This is a genomic window from Nostoc sp. (genome assembly GCF_036917315.1).
Lineage (GTDB): Bacteria > Cyanobacteriota > Cyanobacteriia > Cyanobacteriales > Nostocaceae > Nostoc.
In genome coordinates this window covers 345249-368375 of sequence record NZ_JBALDR010000013.1, presented here as the reverse complement: position 1 = coordinate 368375, position 23127 = coordinate 345249, and the positions used below count along the sequence as shown (strand labels likewise).

General features: G+C 43.6%; 18 protein-coding genes. 15 read left to right on the top strand and 3 right to left on the bottom strand.

The window, feature by feature from the left end; all coding sequences use genetic code 11:
- The first annotated feature begins 25 nt into the window (after nt 1–25).
- Complete coding sequence (locus tag V7K84_RS07910; protein WP_334837248.1) at nt 26–1909, top strand: ArsA family ATPase; 1884 nt, start codon at nt 26–28, stop codon at nt 1907–1909.
- A gap of 45 nt (nt 1910–1954) precedes the next feature.
- Entirely contained in the window at nt 1955–2239 is a 285-nt protein-coding gene (locus V7K84_RS07905) for a hypothetical protein (protein ID WP_334837247.1), read from the top strand.
- A gap of 74 nt (nt 2240–2313) precedes the next feature.
- Here the strand turns inward: V7K84_RS07905 and V7K84_RS07900 are convergent, their stop codons facing one another.
- The 3 genes from V7K84_RS07900 to V7K84_RS07890 form a co-directional block, all read right to left on the bottom strand.
- Nucleotides 2314–3006, bottom strand: coding sequence for a DUF6745 domain-containing protein (locus V7K84_RS07900; protein ID WP_334837246.1), 693 nt, complete (start codon nt 3004–3006; stop codon nt 2314–2316).
- 101 nt (nt 3007–3107) lie between these two features.
- Entirely contained in the window at nt 3108–3500 is a 393-nt protein-coding gene (locus V7K84_RS07895) for a hypothetical protein (RefSeq protein ID WP_334837245.1), read from the bottom strand.
- Between the two features lie 213 nt (nt 3501–3713).
- Complete coding sequence (locus V7K84_RS07890) at nt 3714–3965, bottom strand: gas vesicle protein GvpG (RefSeq protein ID WP_334837244.1); 252 nt, start codon at nt 3963–3965, stop codon at nt 3714–3716.
- A gap of 214 nt (nt 3966–4179) precedes the next feature.
- Between V7K84_RS07890 and gvpN the strand changes: the two genes are divergently transcribed.
- The 13 genes from gvpN to V7K84_RS07825 all read left to right on the top strand — a co-directional run bounded on the left by gvpN (nt 4180) and on the right by V7K84_RS07825 (nt 23084).
- Entirely contained in the window at nt 4180–5352 is a 1173-nt protein-coding gene (gvpN, locus tag V7K84_RS07885) for a gas vesicle protein GvpN (RefSeq protein ID WP_334837243.1), read from the top strand.
- Complete coding sequence (locus tag V7K84_RS07880; protein WP_334837242.1) at nt 5349–5699, top strand: gas vesicle protein; 351 nt, start codon at nt 5349–5351, stop codon at nt 5697–5699. The genes gvpN and V7K84_RS07880 overlap by 4 nt, the downstream gene beginning before the upstream one ends.
- Nucleotides 5686–6120, top strand: coding sequence for a gas vesicle protein K (locus V7K84_RS07875; RefSeq protein ID WP_114085078.1), 435 nt, complete (start codon nt 5686–5688; stop codon nt 6118–6120). The genes V7K84_RS07880 and V7K84_RS07875 overlap by 14 nt, the downstream gene beginning before the upstream one ends.
- Before the next feature lie 36 nt (nt 6121–6156).
- Nucleotides 6157–6900 (top strand): GvpL/GvpF family gas vesicle protein, encoded by a 744-nt coding sequence (locus V7K84_RS07870; RefSeq protein WP_334837241.1) that lies wholly within the window; start codon nt 6157–6159, stop codon nt 6898–6900.
- 288 nt (nt 6901–7188) lie between these two features.
- Nucleotides 7189–9012 carry an AAA family ATPase gene (locus V7K84_RS07865; protein ID WP_334837240.1) on the top strand — a complete coding sequence of 608 codons (1824 nt, stop codon included), beginning with the start codon at nt 7189–7191 and terminating at the stop codon, nt 9010–9012.
- A gap of 355 nt (nt 9013–9367) precedes the next feature.
- Nucleotides 9368–10057, top strand: coding sequence for a GvpL/GvpF family gas vesicle protein (locus tag V7K84_RS07860; RefSeq protein ID WP_334837239.1), 690 nt, complete (start codon nt 9368–9370; stop codon nt 10055–10057).
- Nucleotides 10058–10296: 239 nt separating this feature from the next.
- On the top strand, nt 10297–10518 hold the full coding sequence (gene gvpA, locus V7K84_RS07855) for a gas vesicle structural protein GvpA (protein ID WP_012408764.1): 222 nt from the start codon (nt 10297–10299) through the stop codon (nt 10516–10518).
- A gap of 198 nt (nt 10519–10716) precedes the next feature.
- Nucleotides 10717–11415 carry a gas vesicle protein GvpC gene (locus tag V7K84_RS07850; protein ID WP_334837238.1) on the top strand — a complete coding sequence of 233 codons (699 nt, stop codon included), beginning with the start codon at nt 10717–10719 and terminating at the stop codon, nt 11413–11415.
- 448 nt (nt 11416–11863) lie between these two features.
- Complete coding sequence (locus V7K84_RS07845; RefSeq protein WP_334837237.1) at nt 11864–13195, top strand: response regulator; 1332 nt, start codon at nt 11864–11866, stop codon at nt 13193–13195.
- A 147-nt stretch (nt 13196–13342) separates the two neighbouring features.
- Nucleotides 13343–13705, top strand: coding sequence for a response regulator transcription factor (locus tag V7K84_RS07840; RefSeq protein ID WP_069071669.1), 363 nt, complete (start codon nt 13343–13345; stop codon nt 13703–13705).
- 14 nt (nt 13706–13719) lie between these two features.
- A complete protein-coding gene (locus V7K84_RS07835; RefSeq protein WP_114085084.1) occupies nt 13720–14253 on the top strand; it encodes a chemotaxis protein CheW in 534 nt (177 codons plus the stop codon).
- 307 nt (nt 14254–14560) lie between these two features.
- Nucleotides 14561–19798 (top strand): GAF domain-containing protein, encoded by a 5238-nt coding sequence (locus tag V7K84_RS07830; protein WP_334837236.1) that lies wholly within the window; start codon nt 14561–14563, stop codon nt 19796–19798.
- A 157-nt stretch (nt 19799–19955) separates the two neighbouring features.
- Entirely contained in the window at nt 19956–23084 is a 3129-nt protein-coding gene (locus V7K84_RS07825; protein WP_334837235.1) for a hybrid sensor histidine kinase/response regulator, read from the top strand.
- Nucleotides 23085–23127: the final 43 nt, after the last annotated feature.

Below are 23127 nucleotides of genomic sequence, written 5' to 3'. Positions count from 1 at the left end.
GTAACTTTATCCTAAAACGCCATAAATGACAAACGGGATGGAACTTTTTGATAACCTACACCTTGCTATGTTTAGCGGCAAAGGTGGAGTCGGAAAAACGACAATTTCCTGCACCTTTGCATGTCGTTGGGCGCAGAAATTCGCCAATGAGCAAATTCTTTTAATCTCAACCGATCCGGCTCACTCTCTTGGAGATGTCTTACAAGTTAGCGTTGATGACATTCCTCGTCCCATAGCGGAACTACCCAATCTACTAGTAAGGGCGTTGGATGCAAAGCTTCTGCTACAAGAGTTTAAAGAGCGTTATGGTCAGGTTTTAGAACTGTTAGTGGAGCGAGGTAGTTTTGTTGAAGGAGAAGACTTGTCTCCAGTTTGGGATTTAAATTGGCCTGGACTGGACGAGTTGATGGGCTTGTTAGAGATCCAACGCCTTTTTAAGGAGCAGCGGGTAGATCGAGTAGTAGTTGATATGGCTCCTAGCGGTCATACTCTCAACTTATTTGGATTGATGGATTTTTTAGACACTTTCCTCCACTCTCTTGAACTGTTTCAAGAAAAGCATCGGATTATTAGCAAGACCTTTGCTGGAAGTTACACACCCGATCGCGCTGACGATTTTTTGCAAACCCTGAAAGCTGAACTGTCGCAAGGTCGTCGTCTGCTTCAAGATCCCACCCATACAGCTTGTTTGTTAGTTGCGATCGCCGAACCAATGAGTTGGTTGGAATCAAAACGGTTCCTAGAAGCCTTACAAACTTTGCAGGTTCCTTGTGGAGGGTTGTTTGTTAACCAAGTCCTGGCCAGTGCGACTGACCCAGATCGTTACCAAGAACAACAACCGCTGATCGGTCAGTATACGGAGCTTGCTAACGAAAAGCCGATTTTTATTGTGCCACAGCAAGATGAGGAGCCTTTAGGGATTCTAGCCCTCAGCCATCTGATCGACCAAATCCATGTTCCTCAGCTTGAACCGCTATCTTTTATCGATCTACTCCCAGTTCAATGGCCGGAAACAATTCTTCCTAGCTTTGGAGATTTTCTCACCAAAGGTCGTCGCCTGTTACTAATTGGCGGTAAGGGTGGAGTAGGCAAAACCACAGTAGCAGCTGCGATTGGTTGGGCTATGGCTCAACAACATCCCGATCGCAAAATTCGCATGGTTTCCATCGATCCAGCCCATTCCTTGGGTGATGCCTTTGGTCTGAGTTTAGGACACGAACCATATCAAATAACTGCCAATCTTCGAGGTCAGGAAGTGGATGGCGATCGCATTCTCGATCAATTCAGAGCCGATTACCTATGGGAACTGGCCCAAATGATGAGTGGCGAAACCCAAACAAGCGAAGCTATTGAAATGGCCTATGCTCCTGCTGCCTGGCGCAAAATTGTCGATCAAGCTTTACCAGGGATTGATGAAATACTTTCCCTGTTAACAGTAATGGAATTGCTAGAGCAACAAGAAGAAGACTTGATTATTTTAGACACTGCTCCTACAGGTCATCTTCTGCGTTTTCTAGAAATGCCAACTGCATTAGCAGACTGGCTAGCTTGGATTTTCAAACTCTGGATCAAGTATCAGAATGTCCTTGGTCGTACAGAGTTTATGGGGCGTTTACGAACTTTGCGACAGCGTGTAGTTAAAGCCCAAAAAGTGCTAAAAGACCCACAACAAGCAGAGTTCATTGGGGTTACACTTAACCAGACTAGTGTACTTGCCGAACAACAACGCTTGTTCAAATCTATGCAAGAAATAGGTGTAAGTCAGAATTACCTTGTTCTCAACCGTTTTAATTCTACAGCAACCATTAATTGCGATTTTCCAGGTTTGACAATGGTTCGCTTACCAATGCTTCCTCGCTCAGTTCAGCCTTTAGAACGCATCCAAGCAGCAGCCGGCTGTTTATTTTAACGGCTAATTAGACTAAATACTTTCATACCCAAAGAGAAATTTATTATGCATCGCACTCCAAACCGCAGACAAATTCAAGCCAAATTTAGCACCATGCCTCCTCAACGTTCTCAAGCAACAGCTTACTTAAATGCTTACAAAATGATGTTAGAGAAGGAGCGTTTAGAGGAGGAACTAGAGAAACTCGAAGCACGCCGACATCAGATTCAGCAGCGTCTTGCCATTTTAAACAGTCAAACAATTGCTGAAGAGAACACGATCCATCAGCAAGCAAATACTGACTTGGAGAACAAGACACCAAAATTCAAAACCTTAACATTGGAATACTAAGTACTAAGATTTCAGCTTGCCTATTCTTCGCTACTTCCTTGCGCTGTCGAGATTGTTGTCTCTAATAATGAATTTTATTCTTCGCTTATTATTACACCATGAGAAGCGTATAGGCTAAATCCATCAGCAAATTGCACAGCAGCTTTACCCTCAGCATGAAGTCTTTGTTGATTATCCAAAGAGATTTTAATAGGACGATTGCAAATTATAGCTATTTGCTCAAAAGGGATAATTAAGCCACAATAACTAACTAATGCTTGAAAAACCTGCCAGATTTTCTTGGAATGAGCTAAGTCTAAAATGGAAATGCAAAAGTCAAAGCAACTACCATAGCTTACCCATTGTTCTATTCTCAGCCAAGGCTCATATATATGTTTCTCTATTTCTGAATGCAGCATTATATAAAACCAGATTTTACTAGAAAGTTCTTCTTCTAGCTTTTCTTCCCAAATCTCTAAAAATATACTGAGTTCATACCCACTTCTGTTTATTAATTCTTCTTTGAGTTGCTCTAAAAGTTTGATATTAAATTGGTTAGAGACTCCACGCCCTAGTTGGTAAGATGCTAGTATAATCTCTTTTGCTTCTAGTGGGCTATCACAAAAAATCACTTCTGGTTCAGACAAATTAATTAGAGCATAAGCTTCTTTAATAGCATTTTCTGCCTTTTCTTCATCTATTCTTTCAGTAGATAGCGCAATATTTATCCACTTCTCTTGATAATGGGGAACCAAGGTTTTTTGTTCTGGAGTTAAAATTTCAATCATTATATAAAATGTGTAAAAATATGAATAACAAAAAACAAAAGTTTACTGTTAAAGGATTGTTGAGGTTCTTACTTCTACTCAATTCACTAAAATTAGCCAGATCACTTCACTAGGGATGAAGAATCGACATCTAAAAGCCAATTCTCATCAATAAATTCTAGATTTTCATCATAAACAAGAACCAATTCACCAAGTTTTTGAGCATTGCTACTTGCAGTTTTCGTATTATCAACAGTATCAGCTATGAGCAAAAACTTTAGTTGTAAAAAACGTTCTTCGTGATTAACGCCTATTGAACTGCTAACTAATTCGGCTTCTAGGGTACGAGGTAACGTAATTTTCTCATAATATTCATCTTGTTCATCCCAATAGCCACACACTTTATAATCACACTGGTCAAGATGTTCCTGAACAAGAAGATTAGCATCTAAACTTTGTAATATTTCAGTTAAATCTTGCCAAACTTGATGATTTTTTAATTCGAGCCTTGCCATAGTTATGTGGGTTTAATGTTCTGTTACCAAACCAGGGAAGTGCAATATACCATCAATGAATTTTGCATGAAATCGGCGCTCGCCACCTTTACCTAAGACTTTAATTTATTTAAGTATAATATCTAACAATATTTTTAAAATTAACGTGAGTCTCCAACAGAGGCGCACGTTAGTTAAAGCAATAAATCACACAAGCTAGGAAAGAGAATTTCACTACTCTTGTGTTTGATCGCGTTCCTCCTGTTCTGCTTCCAGAATCGCTAATAAAAGAGCTTCTTCCTGAATTTCAAACTCTTCTTCAGGAATTTCTCCCATATCAAAAGCAAGTTGGAGTGCAAGAAGTTGCTTGCTGAGATTTTCTTTATCATCAATTTCAGTACTGGCATGTTCTAAAATTTTTTCCCCAAGCCACGTTACACCCATTAATGGGCCAGTAATCGGTAATAGTAAGAAGCGCAGAACCATATTGCTTTACACCTGTGTGGACTTCTTAAAGGTATCCTCTCAACACCGTAATCATGCTGATGACATAAATATTAAACATTACTAGTCTTGTGTTGATGCCAAAATCCGTTGGATTTGAGTCCAGTTAAGGCTGATTGACATCTGTATTTTATATTTGCAATGTAACAAAAAAGACTTTAGTATAACACATTACTATTGAGGAGGTACTTAGAGTTTGACAACAGTATTAAATGCATCTCCCCAGCGATTTGTCAATACACCTGCGGTTCAACGCGTCGCTCAACGTGCTTTGCGCTATCTACAGTCAGGTTTTTCAATACATTTACGTGGTGCAGCCGGAGTCGGAAAAACTACTCTGGCAATGCATCTAGCTGATTTGCTCAACCAGCCGATCATCCTCTTATTTGGAGATGATGAGTTTAAAACCTCAGACTTGATTGGTAATCAATTAGGTTATACCCGCAAAAAGGTTGTTGATAACTTCATCCACAGCGTTATCAAAGTTGAGGATGAAGTCCGACAACATTGGGTTGATGCACGATTAACCCTAGCTTGTAAAGAAGGATTTACGCTGGTTTACGACGAATTCAATCGATCGCACCCGGAGGTAAATAACGTTTTACTCTCCGTACTTGAGGAGAGGTTGTTAGTATTACCAACAAACCAACATCGAGCCGAGTATATCCGGGTTCATCCTCAGTTTCGGGCAATCTTAACATCAAATCCTCAAGAGTATTGTGGAGTTCATGCAACTCAGGATGCTTTGATGGATCGTGTTATTACCATCGATATGCCTACACCTGATGAACTGAGTCAGCAGGAAATTGTAGTTCATAAAACAGGCATAGATTCTGAGAAAGCGGAAGTAATTGTCCGTGTAGTACGGATGTTTTGGAGTCGTTCTGGCTCTGGACAGGGCGGTGGATTGCGTTCTTGTCTGATGATTGCCAAAATCTGCCACGAACACGAAATTTCTGTAAACCCTGGAGATCCTAGCTTCCAAGATATTTGTGCGGATATCCTGCTTTCTCGCACAAATCAACCTCTGATGGAAGCAACTCGGCTACTGGAAGAGGTTTTAAGTGAATTGCACCATAGTATAAATACTCAAACTCAGTCGTCAGAGATAATACCAAACAACCAAAATCAGATTGCATTGGAACAACGAGTACCTTACGAGCATGAAGTCTACAACTACCTGTGTAATTCTCCAGGAAGGCGTTTCTCTGAATTGGCAGTAGAACTAGGGATCGATCGCAGTCAAATTGTCGCTGCACTCAAGTCTCTCAGGGAGCAGGGAGTATTAGTACAAATGCAGGGCAATGCCGAGCCGCCGAACATCTCACAGACAGTTCCTTTTGATTCTGGCCATTTAATAAAAAAATGAGTACTAATACTAACCGGGGAGCGATCGCCACATCAACTCAAGGTTCTACCTTGGCAGATATTCTAGAACGGGTTCTGGATAAAGGCATTGTTATCGCAGGAGATATTTCTATTTCCGTAGGCTCCACAGAACTGCTCAACATTCGGATTCGTTTGTTGATTTCTTCTGTTGATAAAGCCAAAGAGATTGGAATTAATTGGTGGGAGAGCGACCCCTATCTTAATAGTCAAACTCGCACCTTATTAGCAACTAATCAACAACTTCAAGAGCGTCTTGCCAGTCTAGAAACAGAACTGCAATCGCTTAAAACACTAAATCCTATTAATCATCAGAATGCAGGCGATTAGTAAATCAAAAGGTTCCGATTCCGGTTTAGCACCGTTGTTACTGACGGTTGTCGAGCTGATACGCCAACTCATGGAAGCTCAGGTGATTCGGCGAATGGATGCTGGCACTCTCAACGACTATGAGTTAGATCGAGCTTCCGAAAGCCTACAACAGCTTGAACAACAGGTTGTTAAGCTTTGCGAGATATTTGATGTTGACCCAGCCGATCTAAATATTAACTTGGGTGAAATGGGAAATTTACTTCCCCAATCTGGAGGATACTACCCCGGTGAAACCTCTAGTCAACCCTCTATTTTAGAACTTCTGGATCGCCTATTAAATACGGGTGTTGTGGTTGAAGGTGACTTGGACTTAGGACTGGCTCAATTAAGCTTAGTTCATGCCAAGTTAAGACTAGTACTCACCTCTAAACCTCTGTAACTTTTTTATCTACATTCTTCTTGGTAAGACATTTATATGAGTTTTTACATTTATGGAATTTTGACCTTGCCTGCTCCACAAAATTTAAATTTAGAGGGCTTAGATCGGCAACCCGTACAAATTAAAATTTTGGATGATTTTGCAGTAATCTACTCGGAAGCACAGCAAGAGCGTTATTTGGCCAGCCGTCGTAACCTGCTAAGTCATGAAAAAGTCCTTGAGGAAATCATGCAAGGAGGCGATCGCTATTTACTGCCCGTGCAATTTGGACTTTTGGTTTCAAGCTGGGAAACGGTTTCACAGCAATTAATTCGTCCTCATCAAGAAGAATTGACGCAAATGCTTGCGAAGTTATCGGGTTGCCGAGAAGTTAGTGTCAAAGTTTTTTGGGATACCGAGGCAGAAATTCAGGGACTATTGGCAGAACACCCAAATCTCAAAACCGAAAGGGATAAGCTAGTGGGCCAACCCCTGAGTATGGAGCGGGTAATCCAAATAGGGCAAACCATCGAACAGGGAATGAGCGATCGCAAGCAAGGTATCATCGATGTATTTAAAAGCACGCTCAACTCCATTGCGATCGAGGTGGTGGAAAATAGTCCCCAAGTGGACACAATGATCTACAATTCAGCCTACCTAATTCCTTGGGAAGCAGAATCACAATTTAGCGAACACGTTGAAGCACTCGATCGTCAATTTGAAAACCGTTTGCGAATTCGTTACAACAATTTCACTGCCCCGTATAACTTTGCTCGTCTTCGATTAACCGCTTCCAATTGATTAATTGCTTTCCGTGTTGAATAACAATAAAAATTGAGAATTAAAAATTATTGAAACTTTTAAATTTTTTGAAATCAAATTGAAAATTAAATTTTTCTCTGCCTTTTGTTTAAGAGGATGTTTGAAAAGTCCTCTTGTCGGTAGTAAAACGTTCTAGATCCCCCTAAATTCCCCTTAAAAAGGGGGACTTTAATTCTGGTTCCCCCCTTTTTAAGGGGGGTTAGGGGGGATCTAAAAATACCCAAAATCACAGTGAAACGCTTTTCAAACAACCTCTAAGTAAAATCAATGGACGACATATTTAAAGGATTTGAACACCTATTAGAAATTGCCAAAGCTTTAGAAGAAAAAGTAGAGAAAGGCGAGTTAAAAACTTCTATTCAAATTCGCTCTCATAATCTCAGTAGTATTCCCCGGCAAGGCAATATTCCGAGAACAAATAGTTCCAGCCGAGTCAGATCCAATTCCACCGTTGGCACCACACCAATGGATGATACTGATGTCACCCCCCCATCAGCTCGGACGAACTCAAAAGCTTCTTGGCAAGGTATCGGCGGCTTGGCTGATGTTCTCCAAGAAATCAGAGAGTTAGTTGAAATTCCACTTAAACGTCCAGATTTATTGGTGAAATTAGGGTTAGAGCCTCCGCGTGGGGTTTTGCTCGTTGGCCCGCCTGGTACGGGAAAAACTTTAACAGCCCGTGTTTTGGCAGAAGAGTTAGAGTTAAACTACATTGCCATCAATGGCCCAGAGGTGATGAGCAAGTATTACGGGGAAGCAGAAGCTCGTTTGCGAAGTATTTTTGAGAAAGCAACTCGTTCCGCTCCCTGCCTGATATTTATTGACGAAATTGACAGCCTTGCCCCAGATCGCAGCCAAGTAGAAGGTGAAGTTGAAAAAAGACTAGTGGCGCAGTTGCTTGGGTTAATGGATGGGTTTGCCAAAACCGAGGGCGTACTTGTATTAGCGGCAACAAATCGTCCCGATTATCTCGATCCGGCGCTGCGTCGTCCAGGACGCTTCGATCGCGAAGTTCAGTTTCGGGTTCCCGATCGCAATGGACGATTGGAAATTCTGACGATTTTGACAAGTGCCATGCCCTTGGAGACTTCAATTAATTTAGGAGCGATCGCCGATTTGGCTGTCGGTTTTGTTGGTGCCGATATCAAAGCTCTTTGTCAAAAAGCAGCCTATATTGCCCTTCGTCGTCAAGTCCCCTCGCTCAATAGTCCCGTTCCTGAGAATATGACTATCGTACAGCAGGATTTTCTCGAAGCAATTAAGGAGATAAAACCCTCAGTTCTCAGGGATGTAGCAGTTGAAGTACCAAGTGTCAGTTGGGATGACATTGGTGGTTTGGATGATGTGAAACAAAAACTTCAAGAATCTGTAGAGGGCGCACTTCTCTATCCCGAACTATACGAGCAAACCAAAGCCAAGCCTCCCCGTGGGATTCTGTTGTGGGGGCCGCCTGGAACCGGAAAAACGTTACTTGCAAAAGCGATCGCATCTCAGGCTAGAGCCAACTTTATTGCTGTGAATGGCCCGGAATTACTCAGCCGATGGGTAGGTGCAGCAGAACAGGCAGTCAGAGAACTCTTTCGCAAAGCTCGGCAAGCAGCACCTTGCGTTGTGTTTATAGATGAAATTGATACCCTGGCACCAGCACGGGGACGATTCACTGGTGATTCTGGAGTTAGCGATCGCGTTGTCGGTCAACTGCTCACCGAACTGGATGGGTTGCATGAATGCCCTAAAGTACTGTTAGTAGGAGCAACCAATCGTCCAGAAGCGCTCGATCCTGCCTTGCTCAGAGCCGGAAGATTGGACTTACAAATCAAAATCGATCTACCAGATCGAGCCAGCCGATTAGCGATTTTACGAGTTCACAATCTAGATCGTCCCCTGGTTGATGTCGATTTAGAAACCTGGGCAACAGTTACTGAGGGTTGGAATGGAGCAGATTTGGCTTTGTTGAGCAATCAAGCTGCTTTAAGCGCCATTCGTCGATACCGCGCCCAAGGATTGACTGACTCCAGCTTGATTCAGATTACAAATGATGATTTCCAAGTTACATACCAAATGCTTGCTAATCAGCATCAATCTCAATAGAAGGCAGGAGGCAGGAGGCAGGAGGCAGAAGGAAGAAGTAGAATTTTCATGCTTGATTGTGCCAAAACTAGGCATGAATAGCTTATACCATTTCTTTATGAGGCTGCGCCAAACCCTTTTAACTTCTTTCTTCCTTTGTGTCCTTTGCGTCCTTTGCGGTTCGTTTTTCTTTCTTCTTTCTTGTACTTAAATATGGTTTAGCGCATCTTCATACAGAATTGGTATTACTTGAAAAATGCAGAAGTTCAGAGTGGAAGCTACTTAAGTTATGTGACTAAAAGTAAATTTAACTTAAACCCTCTTGCCTTCTGCCTTCTGCCTCATCTCAACTACAAATATTTACGCCGTTCTACTTATGTCAATATACGCTTATGCTCTTCTAGTCCCGACCGCATCACCACTTGTTCTACCTTTAGGGATGGAAAGGAATATTGAACTCGTTTACTCTTCTGGTTTAGGTGCGATCGTAGAGCCGGAAATCTCAGTAGAGGGAATACAGGCAACAGATGAGCGTTTACTTCAAGCTGTATTAACTCACGATCGCGTAATTCGAGAACTTTTTCAACAAACTCCCCTTCTTCCCCTACGCTTTGGGAGGGGTTTTACCTCTGTAGAAAAACTGCTGAATCATCTAGAAAACCACCAAGAGCAATATCTAGAAGCCCTAACTCACCTAGCAGACAAAGTTGAGTACACCTTAAAAATGACACCCTGTGATTTGCTTGACGATTCTGAAACTATTGATGCCAAGGGAAAAGCCTATTTATTGGCTAAAAAACAACGCTACCAAACACAGCAAGCATTTCAAGCACAACAATCCGAACAGTGGGAACTCTTGAGCCAGTTAATTCTCAAAACATATACAAATGTTATCTGTGAAACTCGACAGTCAGATGTACGGCAAATCCACTTTTTGGCACAGCGCAACGATTCAACGCTCAGTACGCAGCAGTTTTCCCTCTGGCAGGTACAATCCTCACACTGGCAATTGTCACTGAGTGAACCTCTACCATCCTATCATTTTCTCAAAAATACTCTCATATAATTTCATAAAAAATAATATTTAAAATTTTCGCAGAAAAAATCAAGATTAGATGATTTTTTCTTTAATTTTTGTCTGAAAAAAATATTGTTAACTTTTTATTATTTTTTTATTTTGTTATATTTTCTCATGTTTTTGGGAACACTAAACCCAGGAAGAATAAAACACATTGTGTAAGTTTTACCTACTGCTCAATCAGAGCAAGATGAAATAAATAATTAGAGTTGTGGGAGAAAAAGAAAATGGCTGTTGAAAAAGTTAACTCATCTTCAAGTCTGGCTGAAGTTATTGACCGCATCTTGGACAAAGGAATTGTAATTGATGCTTGGGTACGTGTTTCTTTAGTTGGTATTGAACTGCTATCAATAGAAGCTCGGATTGTAATTGCTTCAGTTGAAACTTACTTAAGATATGCCGAGGCAGTTGGTTTAACATCTCAGGCTGCTGTTCCATCTGCTGCTTAACACCACATTAGAAAAAAGGAGTTTTTATGGCTTCTAAGCTGATGCGCGTCTAAAGTATATAAATACTCTTGATGGTCGTTGACAGATGACTATTGACGGTTAACAGTCATCTGTCATCAGTCATCAGGTAAATGTACAAATTAAATGCGTAACAGCTTATTTAATATTTCTAGTTAACAAAATAGGAGATATCAGCTGATGGCTCTCAAGAATTTATGGGAACAAGAGCGATCGCAGCGATTGCAAATAACTGCTGAACGCCGTCAAAAAGTTAACCAGTGGAAACAGCTAACTCAACAAGAATTTCAGCTGCAAGCAGATGTGCTTCATCAAGAATTGAGCAGTTTTGTTACCAGCCTTCACAACGACAGGAACTCACAACAGCAGCAATTTCAGCAAGAGATTGTAGAGCGGCAATTGGAAATATTGCAAATAAAAACAGATGTCTCGCAACGCCAGCAAGAATACCGCCAACAGAGGGCAGCAAAAGCTCAGGCATTATTCCAAAACTTGCAAGATTTCCGGGAAATCTTACATAACAGTGTTTGGGGCGATTACAGTCCCGAACAACCAGTTTCTCCAACTCCTGCTAAAGAAGAGAAATTAGTTGCAACAGTTCCGAAATGGTCAATTTCCCGTTCTGCAATTAAAGCCACAGGTTTTCGTCCTGCCGTCAATACCATGACTAGGAAAGCGCCTGCGTTGAATGCAGATAATGTTAAATCTAAAGTGCAGCAATACATTCAGCAAGCTGAAGGAGCTACTCTGATAGAAATTGAAGAGGTGATAGGCTTAAGCCGAGTGCAAACGATAGATATCCTGCGCTCCTTAATCAAGCAAGGGGTACTAGAACAACGCGATCGCCAATACTTTATTCGGCAACAAGCAATTTCTTGACAAACTTAATCAAGCTCATTTTTTGTATTTGCAGACTAGCAGAATGCGATCGCTTATGTCTATCGCCTTAAGCAGCATACAAAATCGATAAGCATTAAAGCTGGTCTATGCTTTGTAGTATTCAACATTTCCATCTTTTTTCGGTCTGTATTGCAACTACATCTATACAAGCAATTTGCTCAAGAGATGTAACATGGCAACAAGTTAACCTATTAATAATTAGTTAACCTATTAATAATTAGAAAAAGAGCTTAAATCTTTGTTCAAGTTTCCGACTTTGAACTTTAAAAATATCCAGATTGGAAAGGGATATAACAAGCTGGGATAGCTCAATCAAGGTTTTGAACTGTACTATTGGCAATCTCACAATAAAGTTAGTAAGCTGGATTATTTGAGCAATTCTAATGTAAATGCAAAACTCAAGATATATAAGGAGGTGCGATCCATTGTGAATCAATTGATCGAGCAACTTCAAACTAAATTATTTACAGGCAGGCTAAATCTTGAAGCAAGGGATGGGCCGACTTGGACGCTATATTTTCGTTTAGGACGATTAATTTGGCAGGCTGGCGGTTCTAATGCCGATGAGCGATGGCGACGACACTTGTTGCGGTACTGTTCTAATCTGGATGTGACACAGTTGGAGCAGCTTGTCTCTCCTCAGGAAAATTACCGCGAGTATTCCATTCTTGCTAAGTTGCGAGAACAAAAATTAATCGAACAACAACAACTTGTTAGCCTGATTGCAAGCTCAATAGCTGAAGTCCTGTTTGATATCATGCAGTACATTGAAGCCAAAAGAAATGGCAACAATCCAGCAGGGCAGTTGTCACATACTACCGTTGTTGGTGAAGTTCCTGGGGTTCTCCTAGCTGTAATACCAACAGAGGAAGTTTTGAAACGGGCTACACAAGCCTGGCAAGAATGGCGAGATGCAGGACTGGCAACCTATTCGCCCAATTTATTTCCGATCATTCAACAAATTGAGCTACTCCAAGGACAAGCATCCTCTAAACAGATTATTGCTCTAGTTGATGGAACAAAAACTTTACGAGGTCTAGGGCAAAAAAGCGGTCGGGATGTCTTAGCTTTGACTCGGTTATTGATGACATTGGTAAAAACAGGGGCGATCGCTTTTTCACCTACCCCAAAGCTCAGGCAGGTTGTGATTAGTAAAGAAACTGGCAACCCGTCCAGTACAGTTAATAACTCCAATTCTTCACCGAACAGAGAAGAGGACACTGTTTTACAATTTGCACCCAATTTCAACAAAGTTGTTCCCCCAGCACCTAGTAAAGAAATTGTCAGTCCGTCCAGTGCAGTTAATAATTTCAATTCTTCACTGAAGAAAGAAGAGAACACTGTTATACAATTTGCCCCCCCAGCGGCTAGTAAAGCAATTATTGATGTCTCAAGACCTTTAGTAGCCTGTGTGGATGATAGTCCGACGATCTGTCGCAGTTTGGAGGAAATTCTCACTCATCAAGGTTATCGCTTTGTTGGCATTCAAGATTCCTTGACGGCAGTTTTAAACCTAATTAAAAGCAAGCCAGACTTCATTTTTTTGGATCTTTTGATGCCAAAAGTAAATGGCTATGAAATTTGTTCTCAAATCCGTAAAACTCCAAGTCTCAAAAATGTGCCAGTTGTCATCTTAACTGGGAAAGATGGAATAGTAGATCGGATGCGAGCAAAATTAGTAGGAGCAACTGACTTTTTAGGTAAACCTGTAGAACAAGACAAAGTACTCAATATGCTTCACAAGTATTTAACCGTTTAGGTTGAAGTGACAGTCATACTAGTGGCTCTCCTACATCCATTTTCAAAACCGATTGTGGATGGGAAATTGCTTTCTAAATCTAGCTTGGTGTTAATTTATTTGTCGCCATTATTTTTCAAATTCTGAATTAAATAGTTAGGAAAAAAAATGAAAAAAGTTCTTTTAGTTGAAGATAGCCTCACAGAATCCGAAAAGATGACACGTTACCTAGAGCAAGGAGGATATTCAGTTTATGAAGTTCGCAGTGGTGAAGAGGCTCAACTGCGATTGAAACAACAAAAACCTGACTTGATCTTACTGGATTTGATTTTGCCAGGCCAAAGTGGATTTGAGTTCTGCCGCAAGTTGAAAGCCGATCCGACAACAAAAGGAATCCCGGTAGTGATTTGCTCAACTAAAAACACAGATGTTGATAGAACTTGGGGCAATATGAGTGGCGCTGATGGCTATTTAGTCAAACCTGTAGATGAAAATACCTTGCTCCAGACTGTTAATAAATTTATTCGCTAAAGGAAACTAGGGCAATGGTACAGGCCAACGATCGCTTTTCTTCGCTACCCATTAATAGCCAATTTCGACTTGAAAACTCTTCCCAAGGAAACAACCAGAGGTTTTTAAGATTTCCGTTGAATGGAAAGGTAAATGGGTTACTTCCATTAGCTGATTTGCGGGGAGTAATTCAGGTTGCGCTGACCGAGATTTTACCAGTACCGCAAGTAGCAGAATTCTTGTTAGGCATAATGAATTGGCGGGGAGAAGCGATCTGGATTCTTGATTTAGCAGCTTTGTTGGGAGCAACACACTGGTGTCGGCGGGAAAGTGTGCGTAACTCTGGCATGGCGATGCTTGTTCAAGTCCAGAATCAAACCGTCGGGCTGTTGGTAGAGCAAGTCAATACCATTGAAGTTCACGATCCCCAAGAGCGGTTAGAGATTTCGACATCGATGTTACCTGGCCGACTAGGCTCATTCTTACAGGGTTACTTTGTGGATTCTCAAGGTAGCCCTTTGATGTTACTTGACACCCAGGTTGTGATTCAAGCCCTTCAGCCTCTTTAACACTAGTAGTCTGCCAACCCAAAAATGCGCTTGTGAGGTCTGGGGAAAGGGGAAAGGGGAAAGGGTAAGGGATTTAAAACCTTTCCCCCTTCTCCCTTACCCTTTACCCCGCCAAGTTCACTTGGCGAACTACTAGACCTCTTGCAAAAATAGTTTTGCACTCTTGGGGGAAAGGGTAAAGGTAAAAGGGCAAGGGTTTTTTCTTATCCCTTTACCCTTTCCCCCCTTACCCTTTTCCCGACTTCTGCAAGAAGTTTACTCTGCATTCTACTTATTAACTCCGACAACCTTCATAGCAAGAAAGATCATGGTAATGCATACACCCAGCCAACCTCGCTCAAATTCCAGCAACGGTTTTAAGGAAACCGATAACGGGCATACCGTTGATGTACCAGGAAAACAGCAAATCACCTCCGCTCTAGAAGAATTGCGAACTGAACTGGATCAGGCTGATTGGGTGGAAACAGGGCCGTTGCGAGAGAGAATCCGCAAGTTAAAAGAACTGCTAAGTGTGTTGCCATATCAAGACGGAGGAGATGGATTGGAGGTAGAGCAAGTACAGGCGATCGCTAGCAAAATCCGCCAATTTTCCGATCTAGATACCTTGCTGTCCACTGTTGTCATAGAGGTACAAAGCGCCCTGCAAGCCGATCGCGTGGTGCTGTATGAGTTTACGAATCCGACGCTGGGGATAGTTGTTGGGGAGGCGATGAGGGATGGCTTTACCCCCATGCTGAAGGAAAAACTGCCCGCCGTCACTTTTGGGTTAGGTTCTGCCAAGCTTTATCAACAAGAAAAATTAGCTGCGATCGCGGATACCTACACTGCAAGCTTGTCCCCTTACCAAAAGCAGCTTGTGGATCGGTTTCAGGTAAGAGCTTGTGTGAGTTTGCCGATTTTAGCAAAAGATGGGGTTTGGGGTTTATTGGTAGTGCAGCAATGCACTGCTGCTCGCCAGTGGCAAAATGCGGAAATTCAGTTACTAAAATTAATCGAGCAGGAATTAGAAGCGCAACTGCAAGTTGCTGTAATTCAGGCTGCGTTGCAACAAGAAGTGGAAAAAGACCAAATCCTTACTGGTGTAGCGAATAAAATTCTCCAGTCCAAAGATGCGGATACCATCTTTCGCGTTGCCACCCAAGAAGTGCGACAGTCACTAAAATGCGATCGCGTGGCAATTTATCGTTTCCAGCCAGATTGGAGTGGGGAATTTATTGCTGAATCTGCTGGATCTGAATGGGTTTCTCTATTAGAAGAACAGCGAAACAATCCAGCAATTGTCAATAACGTTAACTATTGCAGTGTGAGGAACCTTGCAGACGAAGGCGGATTGGCTGGGACAACAGGGCGATCGCCCAGTGCAGATAGCTACATTCAGCACACCCAAGGCAAAAATTTCCATCGCGGACAGATTTATCGAGTCACTAATGATATTTACAGTGCTGGTTTTTCTGACTGCTATATCAAAGTTTTAGAAACCTATCAAGCCAAAGCATACATTATTGTTGCCATCTTCCAGGGAGAAAAGTTGTGGGGCTTGCTGGCTGCCTATCAAAATTCTCAGGCTCGTCAGTGGAAAGATAGTGAAGTTCGACTAATGGTGCAGGTTGCATCCCTGTCCAGTATTGCGATTCAACAGTTGCAATATCAACAACAACTTTATCACCGCTCTGAGGAGTCAGCCAAACTTGTTGAACGAGAACGTACCGTTTTCGGCATCATTGAAAAGATTGGGCAAGCAACGGATCTTCGCACCCTTTTCCGCACTGCAACCCAAGAGTTGCGGCGATTTTTAAAATGCGATCGCGTAGTCGTTTATCAATTTTATCCAGACTGGAGTGGAGAAATTATCGCGGAATCTGTGGCTGCTGGTTGGTCGTCACTGTTGGACATGCAGGAACAAGACAGCACTTTCAAAACAGGTCTGATATCTTCAGAACGTTGCAATATTAAGGATTATGGCTCTCCTGTTAAACCTGATGCCGATACCTATTTCAAAGAAACGCAGGGTGGAATGTACGCCAAAGGAACGCGCTTCCGTAAAGTCAACGATATTTATGCAGCTGGTTTTTCGCGTTGCTATTTAGAAATATTAGAGAAATTCCAAGCCAAAGCATACATTAATGTTCCCATCTTCCGCGCTGGTAATCTGTGGGGTTTGTTAGTAGCCTATCAAAATTCTGATGTTCGGAAATGGGCTGAGGAAGAGATTGGTGCTTTGTTGCAGATTAGCGAACCGTTGAGCATTGCCCTCCAGCAAGCTGAATATATCGAACAGCTACGGTTAAAAAATATCGAAATGACCCAAGTAGCTGAAGTAGAAAACGCGATCGCGCGAATGGCGGATAGAATGCGTCAGTCCCAACAGCCAGAAACAATTTACCGCACTACTTTGGCAGAATTGCGGCAGTTGTTAAAATGCGATCGCCTGGCAATATATCGCTTCAACTCTGACTGGAGTGGTGAATTTATTGCTGAATCTGTAGGAAGTGACTGGGTGCCTCTGGTTGGCCCCGATATCAAGACCGTATGCGAAGACGAGCATCTACAGCAAACCCAAGGCGGACGCTATCGCAACAATGAAACCTTGGCCGTCAATGACATCTATACTGTTGGTTATGCCCAGTGCCACATCGACCTGTTAGAGCAATTCCAGGTTAAAGCCTACACCATCGCTCCCATTTTTGCTGGCAACAAACTTTGGGGTTTGTTAGGAGCTTACCAAAATAGCGGGCCGCGCCAGTGGAATTCCGAAGAGGTGCGATTGCTGACCAAATTGGGCATTCAGTTGGGGTTAAGCGTGCAGCAAGTTGAGTACATCGAACAGCTGAAGATGAAGAATGCAGAGTTGGCGCGGACAGCAGAAGAGGAACAAGTGCTGACAGGGATGGTGGAAAAAATCCGTCAAGCCCAGGATATAGACACAATTTTCCTGAATGTGCTGCCAAGTTTACGCAAACAACTACAGTGCGATCGCCTAGCAGTATTTCGCTTTCATCCCGACTGGAGTGTGGAGTTTGTTGCCGAATCCGTAAAAGATCAATGGCTGTCTTTAGCTGGTTCCGACATCAAAACGATTTGGATGGACGAACACTTACAAGAAACTCAGGGCGGACGCTATCGCAATCATGAAACCTTTGTTGTCAATGATATCTCCACTGCCGGTCACGTTCAGTGCTACGTAGAGATATTAGAAAAAATGCAGGCCAAAGCTTACGCGCTCGCTCCGATCTTTATTGGAAACAAACTCTGGGGCTTTTTAGGAGCATACCAAAATACTGGCCCTCGCGAGTGGAAATCTAAGGATGTGCAACTGTTGCGAAAAATAGCTGTGCAAATAGGTATAGGCTTGCAACAGATTAAGTATATCGAACAGCTTAAGAAGAAGAATGCAGAGTTAGCCAGAACCGCAGAAGGGGAACGAGCGCTGACACGGCTGTCAGAAAAAATCCGCCAAGTTCAAGAGCTAGATACGATTTTCCGCAATGCCCTACCAGAATTGCGATCGCATTTGGAATGCGATCGTCTAGCAGTGTATCGCTTCAATCCAGATTGGGGTGGGGAGTTTATTGCCGAATCCGTAAGTCGTGAATGGGTGGCTTTGGTTGGCCCCGATATCAAGACTGTATGGGAAGACGAACACCTACAACAAACCCAAGGTGGACGCTATCGCAACAACGAGACCTTTGTAATTAATGATATTTACACTGCTGGTCATGCCCAGTGCCACTTGAAAATTCTCGAGCAATTCCAGATGAGAGCCTATATCATCACCCCGATTATTGCCGGAAACAAGCTCTGGGGTTTGTTAGGAGCATATCAGAATAGCGGGACGCGGCACTGGCAAGAGAATGAAGTCAACTTGGTAACGAAAATCGGCACGCAGTTTGGGGTTGCCGTCCAGCAATCGCAATACTTACAACAAACCTTAAGCAAGAATGAAGAACTGATGAAACTGGCAGAACGGGAAGTAGCAAACGCCCGATTTTCCTATCGCCTGCCAAGTCGGTTAACAGAGATGGCTCAAAGTCATAGTAATGTTCTGGAATTTGTCCAGTTTGCCACCCACGAACTTCGCCAACTGCTGAAAGTAGATCGAGTTGGAGTTTACCGTTTTGAGCCTGATTGGTCTGGAGAATTTGTCGTTGAGTCTGTGACTGGGGATTGGCCTAAGTTGGTGGGAACTAGCCTGGCCAGAGTTAGAGATACCTATCTCCAGTACAACCAAGGAGGGCGTTATGTCCGCAAAGAAAGTTTGCGGGTTGACGATATATATAGTGTCGGTCATGACGAATGTCACATCCAATTGTTAGAAATGTGGGGAACTAAAGCCTACATGATTTCTCCGATTTTTCAAGAAAATCGGCTCTGGGGGTTGATGGGAGTTTATCAAAATAGCGCATCGCGCCAGTGGGAGCAATCCGAGGAGGATGTTCTCAACCAAGCCAGTGTCCAGATTGGTCTTGCCCTCAATCTTGCAGATTACCTAACACAGGTGCGGATTCAAGAGCAGCAACTAGCAGAAGCAGCAGAGCGCGAACGCACCGCCCGCGAAAAACTCCAACAAGGAGCAATCCGCGTTCTCATGGCTTTGGAACCATCCTTCAGAGGCGATCTTACCGTTCGAGCGCCCCTATCTGAAGATGAAATTGGGACGATCGCCGATGGTTACAACACTACGATCCAAAGTTTGCGAGATTTAGTGCGACAAGTGCAGATTGCTGCTGGCAAGGTGAGTGAAAATTCCAGCAATAACACTACCTCAGTAGTGAAACTATCTGACCAAGCTCAACAGCAGGCAGAACGGCTCGAAAACGCTCTGGAACAATTACAAATCATGGTAACTTCCACCCAGATAGTCGCTGCTGATGCTCAAAAAGTCGGACAGGCGGTGCAAAGAGCTAATAACACCGTCCAAGCTGGTGATTCGCTGATGGAAAGAACCGTAGATGGCATTTTGGAAATTCGAGAAACTGTGTCGGAAACAGCCAAGAAGATTAAACGCCTTGGTGAAGCTTCTCAGAAAATCTCGAAAGTAGTGAGTCTGATTGAAAACTTTGCCACTCAAACTAATTTGCTGGCACTCAATGCGGCGATCGAGGCTACCCGTGCCGGGGAGTATGGCAAGGGCTTTGCGGTGGTTGCAGATGAAGTTCGTTCTCTGGCTTATCAGTCCGCTAGTGCCACCACAGAAATTGAGCGACTCGTGCAAGAAATTCAAGCTGGTACCAACGAAGTTACCGAAGCAATGGAAATAGGGATTAGCCAAGTTGTCCAAGGCTCGAACTTGATCGATGAGACTCGTCATTCCCTGAGTGCGATCGTGGTAGCTACCAACGAAATTGGTGGACTAGTACAAGGAATTACCCAAGCAGTTTCCCATCAAAGTCAGCAATCTCAGATGTTGACAGAAGCGATGATGGATGTTTCGGCGATCGCTCGCAAGACTTCAGAAAGTGCCATTCACATTTCCGAGTCTTTTGAGGAACTACGGATGACTTCACAACAACTGGAAACCAGCGTTAGCCAGTTCAAAGTTGACTAAGTAAGTCGTGGTGAATATTTGTTCTCAGGATAAGGCAGAGGGGCAGAGGGGCAGAGGGGCGGAGGGGCAGGGGAGAAACAACTCTCCTCTGCTCCCCTGCCTCCCCTGCTCCCCCTGCCTGCCTTAACAGATAAATCTCCTTGACACCAAGCGTATTATGAACCCCGATCCCAGTAATCAAGAGCAGGCTTTTCTTGCTGAAGCGGCAGAGTTGTTGCAAACCATTGAGCAGAATCTGATCGGTTTGCTTGATGAAAAAACAATAGAAAAAGTTCATGCCTTGATGCGAAGCGCCCATACTATCAAAGGGAGTGCTGCCAGTGTTGGGCAAGAAACTATTCAGACGATTGCCCATCATTTGGAAGATGTATTCCAAGCGTTATACGCTCCAGAACTGGAAATCGATCCAGAATTGGGTGCTTTGCTTCTAGATGCTTATGAGTGCCTGCGAACTCCATTGAGTGCAGCTTTGATGGGCTTAACCTGCAATGAGGCAGAAATACTCGATCGCACTGCCTCAATCTTTGCCCAACTCCAACATAAACTAGGCGACTTTTTTGGTCGTGAGGCTCCGCTTCCCAGTTCGGAAGAACTTGGCTTTGATGTGGTAGAGTCAATCTTTTCCGGGAGTGTACTCCAGGATTTGCAACAGCTGGAAACTGACATCCAAAGCCAAGATCCGCAACAAATTCAAACAACACTCAACTCCCAAGCCGAATTTTTTGTCGAACTAGCAGCATCTTATGGCTTATCTGGATTGGAAGAAATTGCTCAGGCGACCCTAAACGCGCTCAAAGCACATCCAGACAAAGTATTGCAAATCGCTCAGGCGGCTTTAGAAAATTTTAAAGCAGCTCAAATAGCAGTACTTGCAGGCGATCGCACTCAAGGGGGAGAAATATCTCCACAATTGCGAGAATGGGCAGGAATAACTACTCCTGTCCCAGAACCGCAAGAGCAGCCAGTTGCGATCGCTGCCCAACCCATAGAAACGTCTACAACTGAGAATCAGCCATCCCCCCTCCTCAGTGCCAGCGAAGCGGAATCAATTTGGTCGTTTTTCCCGAAGCGGACTGATAACTCCCTACCGAAAACACCGGAGGTACTAGCACCTATTTCTCAGGATTCCGTAGTTGCCCCCTCTGCCATAGATCGGATTTTACAGTCAATCTGGATCGGAGATCCACAGACATCCTGCCGATACTCAGACTCAGATCGGCCAGCCTCTCCACCACCAGCACCAAGCCTCCAGGCTCAGTCATCGGCATCACTTCCCAGTATCCGAGTAGCGATAGAACAACTCGATCGCCTCAGCCATACAATTGGGGAATTGCTAATCAGCGAAAACCAACAAAACCTGCAATCTAACCACATCCACAAAGCAGCTCAAGACACTCTACTCCAGTTTTTGTACTGTCAACAACAACTTAGTAAAGTTTTTACTTGGTCGGATCGACATCTGCTGCTTCCCGAACGCAAGCAGCGACATATACATGGATCTCCACGAGTTATCTCTGCTACCGAGGCACAATCCAATTTTGATGCCTTAGAAATGGATAACTATAGCGAGTTGCACATTCTCCTGCAAAATCTTACAGAAGACATGGTGCAATTAGGAGAACAGATTGAGGCTGTTAATGGCTTAGTTCAGCAATCTCGTTTCAGTCTCGGAAAGCGCAAGCAACTGCTTTCAGGAGCGCAGGAAGATTTGCTGCAAGCCAGAATGGTACCACTGGGAACAGTGTTGAATCGATTACCCCGCCTCTTGCAACAGATGGTAGCAACTTATCATAAGCCTGTTGAACTCAAGCTTGGCGGTACGAAGGTACTGGTGGATAAAGCCATTTCTGAGCAGCTATACGATCCTTTGCTGCACATGATTCGCAATGCCTTCGATCACGGCATTGAACCGATAGAAACCCGTCGCCAGCAGGGTAAACCAGAAACCGGAACGATTACAATTAAAGCCTATCATCAAGGCAACCGCACTACTATTGAAGTACGGGATGATGGTCGAGGCTTTAACTGGGAATCCATTCGTCAGCGAGGTATAGAAAAACACCTGCTGACTCCCGAACAAGCCGCCTACGCCTCAGAAGACCAACTGGCAGAGTTATTATTTGAACCGGGCTTTTCTACCGCCAACCAGGTTGGTGAGTTGTCTGGCCGTGGTATCGGCTTAGATGTGGTTCGCACTCAATTGCAAGCTTTACAAGGTTCGATTGTGGTGCGATCGCTTTCAGGGCAGGGAACCACCTTCATGCTGCAATTGCCCCTGAGCTTAACAACAGCACGCTTGCTCGTTTGTCAATCTCAAGGTATTACTTATGGTTTGCTGTCTGAAGGAGTTAGCCAGGTTTTATTACCGCAGCCAGAGCAGATTCAAATCCAGCAATCTTTACACGGGCAAGGCAGCCAAAAATACTGGCAGTGGGGAGAAGGGCACAGTCAGCAACTAGTTCCCATCCGCTCGCTTGCGAATTTGCTGGATTACAAATATCCTTTATTCACCCAAGACCACAATTTAAACCTAAGTCCTTTTCCAGTCAAACAACGGAACACCGTCGAACCTCTGCTGCTGTTAGAAACAGAGCATCAATACCTGTGTTTGCAAGTCGATCAGATTTTAGTCGAGCAGGAATTAGTAATTAAATCCCTCGGCAGAGTCTTGACTTTACCTAGTTACATCCAAGGCTACAGCGTGTTAGGCAATGGTAGTCTGACCCTAATCGTTGACCCGTTAGAGTTAGTTCGGCAAACTTGGGAGACAGATATGATGCCGACTTCCCCAGCATCAAGTCTTGCAATATTGCCCACGTCTGAGCCTGTTCTTGCTCTAGAGGCGCAGCAATCCGCAACTATAACGCAACCGCAGCAACAGCCGATAGAAGTCAATACAGCCGTTGCTCAACCTAACCGACTGACAGTGTTAGTCGTGGAAGATTCGGTTGTCCAAAGGCAAAGTTTGGTGCAGACGCTCCAAAAAGCCGATTATCAAGTGTTGCAAGCAGGCGATGGTCGAGAGGCGATCGCGCAATTGGTGCAACACAGTGATGTCGATCTAGTGATTTGTGACATTGAAATGCCACGTATGAATGGATTTGAGTTTTTAGAACACCATCGCCAAGACGAGCGTTTGTCCGGCATTCCTGTGGTGATGCTGACTACTCGTAGCGGACAGAAGCACCGCCAATTAGCTTTAGCTCTAGGGGCGAAAGCTTACATGACCAAACCCTATTCAGAACAGAGCTTTCTAGCGGCGATCGCTGAACTGGTTAATACGTGAGATAAGGCAGGGAGCAGAGGGGCAGGGGAGCAGAGGGGCAGAG